This window comes from Bacillus sp. SG-1 (genome assembly GCF_000181495.1).
Taxonomy (GTDB): domain Bacteria; phylum Bacillota; class Bacilli; order Bacillales; family Bacillaceae_B; genus Rossellomorea.
This window is the reverse complement of the sequence record NZ_ABCF01000039.1, coordinates 1-12,500: the sequence shown is the minus strand read 5'-3', so window position 1 is coordinate 12,500 and position 12,500 is coordinate 1. Positions and strand designations below refer to the sequence as shown.

Annotated in this window: 11 protein-coding genes and 2 rRNA genes (1 of these 13 running past the window's edge); all 13 read left to right on the top strand. The window is 44.6% G+C overall.

Annotated features, from left to right (window positions below; genetic code table 11):
- A 23S ribosomal RNA gene (locus BSG1_RS13660) occupies positions 1 to 1,955 on the top strand; it begins 981 nt to the left of the window's first position.
- An 84-nt stretch (positions 1,956 to 2,039) separates the two neighbouring features.
- Positions 2,040 to 2,156: ribosomal RNA gene (gene rrf, locus BSG1_RS13655) — 5S ribosomal RNA — on the top strand.
- Positions 2,157 to 3,699: 1,543 nt separating this feature from the next.
- Positions 3,700 to 3,915: a sigma factor G inhibitor Gin gene (locus tag BSG1_RS13645; protein WP_006837675.1), complete on the top strand. Its 216-nt coding sequence runs from the start codon at positions 3,700 to 3,702 to the stop codon at positions 3,913 to 3,915.
- Between the two features lie 93 nt (positions 3,916 to 4,008).
- Positions 4,009 to 5,406, top strand: coding sequence for an aminotransferase class I/II-fold pyridoxal phosphate-dependent enzyme (locus BSG1_RS13640; RefSeq protein WP_006837674.1), 1,398 nt, complete (start codon positions 4,009 to 4,011; stop codon positions 5,404 to 5,406).
- 66 nt (positions 5,407 to 5,472) lie between these two features.
- Positions 5,473 to 6,117 carry a dTMP kinase gene (gene tmk / locus BSG1_RS13635; RefSeq protein ID WP_006837673.1) on the top strand — a complete coding sequence of 215 codons (645 nt, stop codon included), beginning with the start codon at positions 5,473 to 5,475 and terminating at the stop codon, positions 6,115 to 6,117.
- 192 nt (positions 6,118 to 6,309) lie between these two features.
- Positions 6,310 to 6,639 (top strand): cyclic-di-AMP receptor, encoded by a 330-nt coding sequence (locus BSG1_RS13630; RefSeq protein ID WP_006837671.1) that lies wholly within the window; start codon positions 6,310 to 6,312, stop codon positions 6,637 to 6,639.
- 18 nt (positions 6,640 to 6,657) lie between these two features.
- Positions 6,658 to 7,098 (top strand): YaaR family protein, encoded by a 441-nt coding sequence (locus BSG1_RS13625; RefSeq protein WP_006837670.1) that lies wholly within the window; start codon positions 6,658 to 6,660, stop codon positions 7,096 to 7,098.
- 19 nt (positions 7,099 to 7,117) lie between these two features.
- On the top strand, positions 7,118 to 8,101 hold the full coding sequence (holB, locus tag BSG1_RS13620) for a DNA polymerase III subunit delta' (protein WP_006837669.1): 984 nt from the start codon (positions 7,118 to 7,120) through the stop codon (positions 8,099 to 8,101).
- A gap of 6 nt (positions 8,102 to 8,107) precedes the next feature.
- Complete coding sequence (locus BSG1_RS13615; protein ID WP_006837668.1) at positions 8,108 to 8,935, top strand: PSP1 domain-containing protein; 828 nt, start codon at positions 8,108 to 8,110, stop codon at positions 8,933 to 8,935.
- A gap of 14 nt (positions 8,936 to 8,949) precedes the next feature.
- Positions 8,950 to 9,321, top strand: a complete 372-nt coding sequence (yabA, locus tag BSG1_RS13610; RefSeq protein ID WP_006837667.1) for a DNA replication initiation control protein YabA — start codon at positions 8,950 to 8,952, stop codon at positions 9,319 to 9,321.
- A 430-nt stretch (positions 9,322 to 9,751) separates the two neighbouring features.
- Complete coding sequence (locus BSG1_RS13600; RefSeq protein ID WP_006837666.1) at positions 9,752 to 10,498, top strand: tRNA1(Val) (adenine(37)-N6)-methyltransferase; 747 nt, start codon at positions 9,752 to 9,754, stop codon at positions 10,496 to 10,498.
- Positions 10,499 to 10,528: 30 nt separating this feature from the next.
- Positions 10,529 to 11,410 carry a 16S rRNA (cytidine(1402)-2'-O)-methyltransferase gene (gene rsmI / locus BSG1_RS13595; protein ID WP_006837664.1) on the top strand — a complete coding sequence of 294 codons (882 nt, stop codon included), beginning with the start codon at positions 10,529 to 10,531 and terminating at the stop codon, positions 11,408 to 11,410.
- Positions 11,411 to 11,498: 88 nt separating this feature from the next.
- Entirely contained in the window at positions 11,499 to 12,335 is an 837-nt protein-coding gene (locus BSG1_RS13590; RefSeq protein WP_044022910.1) for an STAS domain-containing protein, read from the top strand.
- Positions 12,336 to 12,500 lie beyond the last annotated feature (165 nt).

Sequence of the window (12,500 nt, the reverse complement as noted above, 5' to 3'; positions counted from 1 at the left end):
CATGGGAGTCAGACTGCGAGTGATAAGATCCGTAGTCGAAAGGGAAACAGCCCAGACCACCAGCTAAGGTCCCAAAGTATACGTTAAGTGGAAAAGGATGTGGAGTTGCTTAGACAACCAGGATGTTGGCTTAGAAGCAGCCACCATTTAAAGAGTGCGTAATAGCTCACTGGTCGAGTGACTCTGCGCCGAAAATGTACCGGGGCTAAACGTATCACCGAAGCTGTGGATTGACACCGTTTGGTGTCAGTGGTAGGAGAGCGTTCTAAGGGCTGTGAAGCTGGACCGTAAGGACTGGTGGAGCGCTTAGAAGTGAGAATGCCGGTATGAGTAGCGAAAGACAGGTGAGAATCCTGTCCACCGAATGCCTAAGGTTTCCTGAGGAAGGCTCGTCCGCTCAGGGTTAGTCGGGACCTAAGCCGAGGCCGAAAGGCGTAGGCGATGGATAACAGGTTGATATTCCTGTACCACCTCTTTTCCGTTTGAGTGATGGGGGGACGCAGGAGGATAGGGTAAGCGCGCTGTTGGATATGCGCGTCTAAGCAGTTAGGCTGGTGATGAGGCAAATCCCGTCACCGTGAAGGCTGAGCTGTGATAGCGAGGGAAATATAGTACCGAAGTTCCTGATTCCACACTGCCAAGAAAAGCCTCTAGCGAGGAAAAAGGTGCCCGTACCGCAAACCGACACAGGTAGGCGAGGAGAGAATCCTAAGGTGAGCGAGAGAACTCTCGTTAAGGAACTCGGCAAAATGACCCCGTAACTTCGGGAGAAGGGGTGCTCTGGTAGGGTGCAAGCCCGAGAGAGCCGCAGTGAATAGGCCCAGGCGACTGTTTAGCAAAAACACAGGTCTCTGCGAAGCCGTAAGGCGAAGTATAGGGGCTGACGCCTGCCCGGTGCTGGAAGGTTAAGGGGAGTGCTTAGCGCAAGCGAAGGTGCGAACCGAAGCCCCAGTAAACGGCGGCCGTAACTATAACGGTCCTAAGGTAGCGAAATTCCTTGTCGGGTAAGTTCCGACCCGCACGAAAGGCGCAACGATCTGGGCACTGTCTCAACGAGAGACTCGGTGAAATTATAGTACCTGTGAAGATGCAGGTTACCCGCGACAGGACGGAAAGACCCCGTGGAGCTTTACTGTAGCCTGATATTGAATTTTGGCACAGCTTGTACAGGATAGGTAGGAGCCTAAGAAACCGGAGCGCCAGCTTCGGTGGAGGCGTCGGTGGGATACTACCCTGGCTGTGTTGAACTTCTAACCCGCGCCCCTTATCGGGGTGGGAGACAGTGTCAGGTGGGCAGTTTGACTGGGGCGGTCGCCTCCTAAAGAGTAACGGAGGCGCCCAAAGGTTCCCTCAGAATGGTTGGAAATCATTCGCAGAGTGTAAAGGCACAAGGGAGCTTGACTGCGAGACCTACAAGTCGAGCAGGGACGAAAGTCGGGCTTAGTGATCCGGTGGTTCCGCATGGAAGGGCCATCGCTCAACGGATAAAAGCTACCCCGGGGATAACAGGCTTATCTCCCCCAAGAGTCCACATCGACGGGGAGGTTTGGCACCTCGATGTCGGCTCATCGCATCCTGGGGCTGTAGTCGGTCCCAAGGGTTGGGCTGTTCGCCCATTAAAGCGGTACGCGAGCTGGGTTCAGAACGTCGTGAGACAGTTCGGTCCCTATCCGTCGTGGGCGCAGGAAATTTGAGAGGAGCTGTCCTTAGTACGAGAGGACCGGGATGGACGCACCGCTGGTGTACCAGTTGTCTTGCCAAAGGCATCGCTGGGTAGCTATGTGCGGAAGGGATAAGTGCTGAAAGCATCTAAGCATGAAGCCCCCCTCGAGATGAGATTTCCCATCACTTTATGTGAGTAAGATCCCTGAAAGATGATCAGGTAGATAGGTCTGAGGTGGAAGCGTGGCGACACGTGCAGCTGACAGATACTAATCGATCGAGGACTTAACCACAATTTTTAGCGAAACTCGGAATACTTTCTTTTCTTCATACTTTATCTAGTTTTGAGAGAACGATGTTCTTTCAATTTCATACAGTCTGGTGATTAAGGCGAAGAGGTCACACCCGTTCCCATGCCGAACACGGAAGTTAAGCTCTTCAGCGCCGATGGTAGTTGGGGGATCTCCCCCTGTGAGAGTAGGACGTCGCCAGGCAAATGAAAGAGTACCCGAAGTGGTGCTCTTTTTTTAATATCAAAAAGTAGTTCTGAAATTCCATCAGTAGCAGGAGCGAGGATGGGGAGGAGCAAGAAGGTCGAGGACGAGAGGGAGAGAACACCGGAGTGGGCTCTGCCCATGAGGATGTGAACGAGCGAAGCGGACGAAGAGATTCGCCGCTCATCGCCGTCCGAGCCTTCAGTGCTGATGGTAGTTGGGCTCCCCCTGTGAGAGTAGGACGTCGCCAGGCAAACCAAAGAGTACCCGAAGTGGCGCTCTTTTTTTGTATATTGAAAAGAAAAAGGGGGAGATCCTCAAGCAGATCCCCGTTCTCCGCAGGAGCGAGGACGGGGAGGAGCAAGAAGGTCGAGGACGAGAGGGAGAGAACACCGGAGTGGGCTCTGCCCATGAGGATGTAAACGAGCGAAGCGGACGAAGAGATTCGCCGCTCATCGCCGTCCGAGCCTTCAGTGCTGATGGTAGTTGGGCCCCCCTGTGAGAGTAGGACGTCGCCAGGCAGACAAAAGAGTACCCGAAGTGGTGCTCTTTTTTTTGTATTGAAAAGAAAAACAGAGGGAGACCCCTAGCAGTTCCTCCACGAGCATCTACAGACACCTGACTGAAATTTGCTGCTGGACGCAATAAATCTAAGTTAGACGCAATTCTGCTTGGATTTGACGCAATTAATAATTATTAGACGCAGTAATTCAAAATCAGACGCAATTAACCAGGATTAGACGCAAATATGCCCAAGTCCTAATAAAAGCAGGATTTTAATTGGGGCCACCTGTAAACCAACCAGGTTTTTATATGATTATAGCGGGAGGAGGAGAGAGGGAGACGCAAAAATGTAGCGGTTTTTCGCCAGCAAAGCCGATTTGGTGCATAACTTTCATTTTAGACGCATAAGTCCCTGAATTAGATGCATAACTTCCATACAAGAAGCATAACTACCGACAATTGACGCATAACCCCCTTGATTCAATGCTTAACCCTGCTCAGATACAGAAGAAGTATCCAACTAAACAGGTTTTTAGATCAATTACGATCCAATCTGCCTTCCATGTGGAAGCAAACAACCAAAACCTGCCCCAACCAAATACAAGATCAATAAAAGTTCCTTATTTAAAAGACAAAATAACTAAGAATGACTCCTAATTAAAAATATCTGTACCTTGTAAGTATAGATACTAAAAAAATAGTAAGAAATCTCCTATGCGCGCTTTACGCCAAATAATTCCGGACAACGCTTCCCCCCTACGTATTACTGATGCTGGCCCACGTACTTAGCCGCAGCTTCCTGATAGAGGCACCCGGGCCCCCAGAGAGCGCAAAACCAGACAATACACAGCAATAAATCCCCTTAAAGACATTAAAACCACAGAAATCCCTTCACACGCCTGGTCCTTTTTTAAGAATTTATCTTTAGACATACACAGACATGATTTTTCTTACATAGAATAGCTACATGAGACAATTCACTTAAATCAAATTTTTAGAAAATGCGTATATTTGACCGGCTTCGGGGCAGAATAGGTGTATGGAGGTGGAGAGACTGGTGTTGAATACAGAGAAGACGTTAAGGGAAATGTGTATAATCTGCAGTCAGCCAAAGGCGACAGGGATACACCTGTACACATCATTTGTCTGCATAGATTGTGAGAAAGATATGATCAGAAGCGAAACAGACAGTCCTCAATATAAGTTTTTTGTGGAGAGATTGAAAAAAGTCAATACACCGCAAATATATTCATAGACGAAGCCGGGAGAGAGTCCCCGGTTTTTTTTGTTTTATTATCAATGTGATACGATATAAGAGTTAATTTCGTTTACAGGAAGGAATGCTTTTATGAGCAATCAAAACAGGATGCCTTTGGTGGAGGCGTTGCAATATCATGAAAAAAGAGACCCTGTGTCTTTCCATGTTCCCGGGCATAAGAACGGAAAACTGTTGAATGGACAAGCAGGGGAATTCCTTCAATATGATGTTACTGAACTGACAGGTCTGGATGATTTGCATGCACCCTCAGAGGCTATAAGGGAAGCACAGGAGTTATTGGCCGATCATTTTCAAACACGGAAGAGCTATTTTCTTGTGAATGGAAGTACTGTTGGGAATTTAGCAATGATCATGGGTGTATGTAAGGAAGGGGATATTGTGTTCGTACAGCGGAACTGCCATAAGTCGATCTTGAATGGTTTGAAGCTGGCGAATGTACAGCCTGTATTTCTTCACCCTGAGTTTGATGAGGAAACAGCAACGACGACTGGTATTTCCCAGGGAACATTAAAGGAAGCGATTGGTAAGTATGCAAAAGCAAAGGCTGTCATACTGACTTATCCTACATATTATGGCATGGTGTACGATCTTCACAGCATTATTGAACTGGCCCATAAGCATGGAATGAAAGTACTGATTGATGAAGCTCATGGAGCACATCTATCCAATGGGGAGCCATTCCCTGCTTCTTCACTGAGAATGGGAGCTGACATTGTTGTCCAGTCAGCACACAAAACGCTTCCTGCCATGACGATGGGCTCCTATCTGCATATAAATAATGACCAAATTGATGCTAAAAGGGTGGAAGAGTATCTAGGGATGCTGCAGTCCAGCAGTCCCTCCTATCCTATAATGGGTTCACTCGATTATGCCCGCCATTTTATAGCATCCTATTCAAGTGAAGACCTTTATTCCTTTTTAAGAATAAGAAAAGACTTTATTAATAGATTACATGAGGCAGGGTTTGAAGTTATTGAAAGTAATGATCCTCTGAAGGTAATGATCAGGCTTAGAGGATTATCCGGGTTTCAACTTCAGGACCAATTGGAGAACGTTGGGATCTATGCTGAACTGGCTGATCCTCATCAAGTGCTTTTCATCCTTCCTCTGTTAAAAAAGGATACTTCTTTCCCGTTCGAAGAGGTTGTGAAGAAGATGAGCGGCATAAAGGCGAGTCAGGCAGAAGATACACCGATTGTTTTTAAGAAAAGTAAGAGTATCACATCACTTAGATACTCTTACAGAGAAATGGAAACGAAAACGAAGAAGTGGATTGCTATTGAGGATGCAGCAGGAAAAACAGCAGGAGAAATGTTAACGCCTTATCCGCCGGGTATTCCGTTATTTTATCCAGGAGAAGAAATCACTGAAGAAAGTATAGCAGAACTCAGAAGGCTTTGGGAGCTTGGAGCAAAGTTTCAAGGTGAGCATTTACTGGGTGAAGGCAGGATTAGTATCTTTGAGTAAATCTGCAGCCCGCTCTGAAATAAGTTATAATGAAAGAAGCACCCATTGAATTGCGGAGGTTAAAGAATGAAACAGGGATTATTCATAACAGTTGAAGGACCTGAAGGAGCAGGGAAATCAACGATTATAAAAAAGATGGCTGATGAGCTGACTGAAAAAGGCCATGAAGTCATTCTGACAAGGGAACCAGGCGGTATTACGATTGCTGAAGAAATCCGTGAAGTCATTTTAGATCCTAAAAACACGGCGATGGATGAAAGGACGGAAGCTTTATTATACGCCGCTGCCAGAAGACAGCATTTAGCCGAGAAAGTCATTCCATCCTTAGATAAGGGAAGCATTGTCCTCTGTGACCGTTTCCTGGACAGTTCGCTTGCTTATCAGGGGCATGCCCGCGGGATTGGGATGGAGGAAGTGTACAGCATTAATAAGTTTGCAATAGGGGATACAATGCCTGACATCACTCTTTACTTTGATGTCGAACCGGAAATCGGTTTGGAGCGTATCAGCGCACATAAAGGCAGGGAAGTGAACCGTCTTGACCTTGAGACGATCGACTTTCATGAAAGAGTAAGAGAAGGATATTTAATGCTCCTGGAGAAGTTTCCGGAACGGATTAAAAAAATTGATGCCAGTGCGTCATTTGGTGAAGTGTATCAAAATGCGTTGAAAATTATAGAGAAGTATATAGATGAGAGACCAGTCCGATAAACAGACTGGTCTTATTGTAACTATGGAGGCTTTTTTAGAGAAGTTCTCCGCAGCAGTATCTGTGTTTTGTTTTAATTTTCCAGAATTTATTAAGGGGAATGAAGAATAACAGATATTACGAAAGGGATATTCTTGCTATAATAGTAAATAAACAGATTTTCGGCAAAAGTTATTCGGGAGGAAGTGGAAGAGATGAAAATGATCATGGCGGTAGTACAGGATCAGGACAGCAACCGTCTTTCCAGTGCGTTAATGGAGCATAATTTCAGATCAACAAAGCTGGCCAGTACCGGAGGGTTTCTTAGATCGGGAAACACCACCTTTCTAATCGGAGTGGAAGATATCAGGGTTGAAAAGGCTCTGCAGGTCATCAGGGATAACTGTAAGTCGAGAGATCAAATGGTTGCTCCGGTCTCCCCGATGGGCGGCAATGCTGATTCATATGTTCCTTATCCTGTGGAAGTGGAAGTGGGCGGTGCGACCGTGTTTGTTCTGCCGGTTGAACAGTTTCACCATTTTTAGAATGTGAGGGAATAGCAAATGAAAATCAATCAAGATCTCCGTGTCGGTGTCGATAAAGTTCGTTCTGAACAGAAATCGAACGCCGGAGGTTCTGAAAAGTTCAGCATGCTTGTTGGCAAGCAAGATCAGAAGCTGCAAATGGAGCAGCTAGGGAAGCTGCTGGGCGATATTACGAGTGCCGGCGAAAGGCTTGGCCGCTCCAGGACATTTAAAGATCTCGCTAAATATAAGACGTTGGTGAAAAGATTTGTGAAAGAAGCCGTTGATTATGGCATGAACCTGAAGCAGTCCCATACATGGAATCAGCATGGGGAAGGCAGAAAGCTGAATATTATTGAAAATGTTGACCGCAAGTTGATCGAACTGACGGAAGATATATTAAACGAAGAAAAACAGTCCATTGATATTTTAGGGAAAATAGGCGAAGTAAGGGGCTTATTAATTAATTTATATACGTAAGTGAGTGATCGTGTTGTCCATGACCTGGGAAGAACTCAATGAAATACAGCCTGTTGTCCTGCAGATGCTCGCCAACAGTATAAAAAGAGACCGAGTGGCACACGCATATCTCTTTGAGGGAGAAAGAGGCACAAGGAAGAAAGAAATCGCCATCCTCTTTGCCAAGTCGCTGCTATGTGAGCATCCAGTGAATGGGATAGCGTGTGACCAGTGCAACAATTGTAAAAGGATTAACAATAAGAATCATCCTGATGTTCATATAATCGAACCGGATGGTCTTTCTATTAAAAAAGATCAAATCAAAGCACTGCAGAGTGAATTCAGCAAAACCGGGGTTGAATCCAAACGAAAGATTTATATCCTTTCACATGCGGATAAAATGACACCGAATGCGGCGAACAGTTTGCTGAAATTCCTTGAGGAGCCATCCTCCGAGACGGCAGCCATCCTGATGACAGAACAAGTTCACCGGATTCTGCCGACCATCATGTCACGCTGCCAGGTAGTCTCCTTTCAGCCCCTACCAAGGGAATTGCTAAAAGAAAGGCTGATTTCAGAAGAAGTAAATAGGAATATCGCTGCTCTGACAGCAAGTTTAACTAATAATTACCAGGAAGCATTTGAATTAAGCAGCGATGAGTGGTTTGCACAAGCAAGAATAATAGTGTTAAAATTATATGAAGTCCTTCGCAAAAGTCCATTTCAGGCAATGATCAGTTTGCAAGAGGATTTTAACGAGCATTTCAAAGAGAAACATCAAATAGATCGAGCGTTGGATCTTTTACTTCTTATATATAAAGACCTCCTGTATATACAGATAGATCAAGGAGATAAGCTGGTTTACCCGGATAAGAGACAGGAATGGGAGTCAGATGCGCTTCAGGTTTCCACTAACAGTCTGTCTGATAAAATGACGGCCGTACTTGAAGCAAAACGGAAACTTAACGCAAATATGAATACTCAGCTGTTAATGGAACAGCTTGTGCTAAAATTACAGGGGTGATTTCCTTTGTACGATGTTGTAGGCGTACGCTTTAAAAAGGCGGGTAAAATATACTATTTCGATCCAGGCGAACTGGAAATCGAAAAAAATGATTATGTAATCGTAGAAACCGTCAGGGGAGTAGAGTATGGGAAAGTCGTCGTCGACCGTAAAAAGGTTGGCGAAAACGATGTTGTCCTTCCTCTGAAGAAAGTAATAAGATCGGCTGATCATAAAGATCAAATGGCCGTGCAGGAAAACAAGGAAGCGGCAGAAGAGGCTTATGAAGTCTGCTGCAGCAAAATTACAGAACATCAGCTGGATATGAAACTGGTGGATGTGGAATATACGTTTGATAGAAATAAAGTAATCTTTTATTTCACGGCTGACGGCAGGGTGGACTTCCGTGAATTAGTTAAAGATTTGGCATCCATTTTCCGAACTCGTATCGAACTTCGTCAGATCGGTGTCAGAGACGAAGCGAAGATGCTTGGAGGAATAGGCCCTTGCGGCAGGATGCTTTGCTGTTCAACTTATCTCGGGGATTTTGAACCAGTATCAATCAAAATGGCGAAAGATCAAAATCTTTCCCTTAACCCAACAAAGATCTCCGGCTTATGCGGCCGTCTCATGTGCTGCCTGAAATATGAAAATGACGAGTATGAAGCGGCCAAAGAAGAACTTCCGGATGTGGGAGAGATCATCAGCACGCCGCATGGCGAAGGCAGAGTAGTCGGTCTCAATATTCTGGAACGCGTCATCAAGGTGGATATTAAAGAAGTTGAACGGGTCCTTGAATTTACTTTAGATGAAATCTCAAACGAAAGTGCCGTCTCAATTCAAGCCACAGAGTAACGGGGTGGAGTTTAGTGGATAAAAAAGAGTTCTTTGATTCAGTCAGTAATATGGAGCAACAAATAGGACAGCTCTACCAGCAGCTGGGTGAATTAAAACAAGTCTTAGCGGAAATTTTAGAAGAAAATAATTCCCTTCAGCTGGAAAACGAACATTTGCGCAGAAGACTGGAGCAAACAGGGAACTCATCAAAAGGCGCTGCACGTAAAGGTAAAAAGGGATCCAAGCAGTCTCACTCCGAGGATAAATCATTGGATGTCGGTGAAGGCTATGACAATCTTGCCCGGTTATATCAGGAAGGTTTTCATATCTGCAATATCCACTTTGGCAGTCCCCGTAAAGATGAAGATTGTTTGTTCTGCTTATCTTTTCTCAATAAGAAATAGCTTTGATTTCAAGCCTTCCTGTATAAGCAGGGAGGCTTCGTTTTTATATTTGTCTTTTGAAAAACTCTTTTCGAATGGGTTGTTGCTATTTAAAGGAGAAAGTTTATTTCCGCTCCAGGTATGTGACTCCGCGGGGCGGGCGGTGAAGTAAAAAGTGGAATCGGCCGGGTGCTGAGACTGGCAGTCCCGCTTATCCCGCAGGAGGTCGAGCATCTTCCGCTCCAATCAACGTAATAAGTAAGAATATATTAAAAAGAATGCTTTTTGAGCGTTACATATTCAAGCCTTGAAGTATTAGCATCTATTAAATTGTAATTGAGTAATACAGAACCATTTCTTGAGCAAACTTAAAGCTGTCTCATGATTAAAAAGCAATTTTAACCAAACAATAAAAGAAAGTTTTTACATAGATTTTGACGGAGGAGAAAAAATGGTTGAACTGAAAGAAGATGAAAGACTGGATTATTTACTGGCGGAGAACTTAAGGATCATTCAAAGTCCTTCTGTGTTTTCGTTTTCGCTGGATGCTGTCTTGCTTGCGAATTTCGCCAGTATTCCTAAGCGGAAAGGGAAAATCATTGACCTGTGTTCAGGAAATGGAGTCATTCCCCTGATGCTGAGCAACAGGACGAGCGTGCCAATTACCGGGGTGGAAATTCAGGAAAGATTGTTTGAGATGGCCAACCGCAGTATTGAATATAACAAGCTGGGGAACCAGATTTCGATGATTCATGGGGATATCAAGGACATGCCTGCCCGCTTTGGAAACGATAAGTTTGATGCGGTTACCTGTAACCCTCCTTATTTTTCTAAAGGAGAAAAAGAAAAGATAAACAGTAATGAACACTATGCGATCGCACGCCATGAACTGCTTTGTACGCTTGAAGACGTGGTAAAGGCAGTGGGCCTTCTTCTTAAGCAAGGAGGCAAGGCTTCGTTTGTACACAGGCCTGGCAGAGGAGTGGACCTGCTCACCCTTATGAGGGAATACAGGATCGAACCAAAACGCATAAGGTTTGTCTACCCTAATAAGCATAAGGAAGCAAATACGGTCCTGGTAGAAGGGATTAAAGATGGCAGTCCGGATTTGAAGGTTTTACAGCCATTGATTGTATATAATGAAGATAATAGTTATGGAAATGAAGTTCACGAAATGCTATACGGAAAAGATCTTTAATGTTCCATCAACAAGAAGAAGGTGAAGAAAATGAAAACACAGAAAAGCTTTCAAGCATCTGACGCAGGGTCCCTCTATCTGGTACCCACACCGATTGGCAACCTCGAAGATATGTCCTTCAGGGCCATCCGGATTTTAAAAGAGTGTGATGTCATCGCAGCAGAGGATACAAGAAATACAAAGAAATTATGTAATTATTTCGAGATTGATACCTTTGTTGTCAGTTATCATGAGCACAACAAAGAAACCAGCGGTGAGAAGCTACTCGAAAGAATAGAAAAAGGGGAAACCGTTGCCTTGGTGAGTGATGCCGGGATGCCTTGTATTTCCGACCCTGGGTATGAAATTGTCAGGGAAGCGGTAGACAGAGGGATAGCTGTCATCCCTCTTCCGGGAGCCAATGCAGCCTTGACCGCACTAATTGCATCAGGTCTGATCCCGCAGCCATTCTACTTTTATGGTTTTCTTTCAAGAAGCAAGAAAGATAAACGGAAAGAACTGGAGACTCTCTCCAAACAGAACAGCACATTGATCTTTTATGAATCTCCCCATAGATTAAAGGAAACCCTTAAAGAAATGAAAGAAATCCTTGGCAACCGTTCGATCGTGCTATCGAGAGAGCTGACAAAGAAGTTTGAGGAATTTATTAGAGGGACCATTGAGGAAGCTTTGGAATGGAGCGGCGAGGGAGAGGTCAGGGGTGAATTCTGCATTGTTGTGGAAGGAAGTACTGACAAAGAAGCAAAAGAAGAGGAAGAGCAGTGGTGGAATGACCTGACCCTTTCCGCACATGTACAGCATTATATAGATGAAAAAGGAGTTTCTTCAAAAGAAGCCATCAAAATGGTTTCGAAAGAAAGGGAGCTTCCAAAACGGGATGTTTATCAGGCTTTTCATGTACAGCAGGACTAAAGTGAGTCAATTCTAAAGGTCTTTAGTGTTAATTGAAAAAATGGTTTGCTACACTTGAATGGAATTGAATTTCCAAAAGGAGTTAGCTATGACACAGAATGAAAATTTATATAAGGCTCTGCTGGAGAACAAAGATTCCCTTGCAGATAAATGGTTAACATTCAGAGAGAAAAGACCGAATTCCATCTATTCAGTTGATGCAGATGAAAAGTATGAGAAGCTTTTGAGGGAGCAGAATGCTTTGACGACAGAAACGGTTGCCAGCTCGTTATTGGAGGACAAAGAAGAGTATCATCAGAAGCTTGAACAGTGGGCAACACTCGTAGCAAAGAGCCGCGCGGAAGTAGGGACTCCTATTTATGAAGTGCTTGAAGCTGTCCACCAATACCGGTCTGTGGTCATGGATTTTTTGGAAACTTATGTCGGGGAGAAGGAAGAAGAGGTTACGAAGCAGCACCTAATGAATTGGAATTACTCCATTCATTCTGCATTTGACCTTTTGATACAGGAATTTTCAAAAATGTATTATAGTATTACCCGGGATCGAATGAAAGCTCAGCATGAATTAATCGCTGAATTGGGCGCTCCGGTCATTCCGATTGGGAATACCGTGGCTGTCCTGCCGTTGATAGGTGATATTGATACTGAAAGGGCAGTCAGGATAATGGAAACTGTTCCAGCCAGGTGCATGGAGAAGCAAGTGGACAAACTGTGCATCGATCTATCGGGTGTTCCCATAGTCGATACCATGGTTGCCCAACAAATTTATTCCATCATTCAAACCCTGTCTCTTCTTGGTATTCAAACGGCGCTATCTGGAATCAGGCCGGAAGTGGCAATGACATCTGTTCAGCTTGGCATCGATTTAAAAGAGATCAACACGTATAACACTTTGGAGCAAGCTTTGCAGAAGATAGGCAAGTAGCCAGCAAGTTAAACTAAGGCTTCTAAGGAGTCAAATCGTTTATTTTCAACTGGCCGAATAAGGTGACTTATTGCGCATCTGCTGCAGAACAACCTGCAAAAAACCATAAAAAAAGTACCCTGTGAAACCACCTTTGAAGGGTGTTCCGGAGGGTACTTTTTTATA

Excerpts from the sequence above, each read along its gene's own strand:
- BSG1_RS13600 (WP_006837666.1), top strand. The coding sequence starts at position 9,752 with ATGGTTGAACTGAAAGAAGATGAAAGACTGGATTATTTACTGGCGGAG.
- BSG1_RS13625 (WP_006837670.1), top strand. The coding sequence starts at position 6,658 with ATGAAAATCAATCAAGATCTCCGTGTCGGTGTCGATAAAGTTCGTTCT.
- rsmI (WP_006837664.1), top strand. The coding sequence starts at position 10,529 with ATGAAAACACAGAAAAGCTTTCAAGCATCTGACGCAGGGTCCCTCTAT.
- holB (WP_006837669.1), top strand. The coding sequence starts at position 7,118 with ATGACCTGGGAAGAACTCAATGAAATACAGCCTGTTGTCCTGCAGATG.
- BSG1_RS13590 (WP_044022910.1), top strand. The coding sequence starts at position 11,499 with ATGACACAGAATGAAAATTTATATAAGGCTCTGCTGGAGAACAAAGAT.
- tmk (WP_006837673.1), top strand. The coding sequence starts at position 5,473 with ATGAAACAGGGATTATTCATAACAGTTGAAGGACCTGAAGGAGCAGGG.
- BSG1_RS13630 (WP_006837671.1), top strand. The coding sequence starts at position 6,310 with ATGAAAATGATCATGGCGGTAGTACAGGATCAGGACAGCAACCGTCTT.
- BSG1_RS13645 (WP_006837675.1), top strand. The coding sequence starts at position 3,700 with ATGGAGGTGGAGAGACTGGTGTTGAATACAGAGAAGACGTTAAGGGAA.
- BSG1_RS13640 (WP_006837674.1), top strand. The coding sequence starts at position 4,009 with ATGAGCAATCAAAACAGGATGCCTTTGGTGGAGGCGTTGCAATATCAT.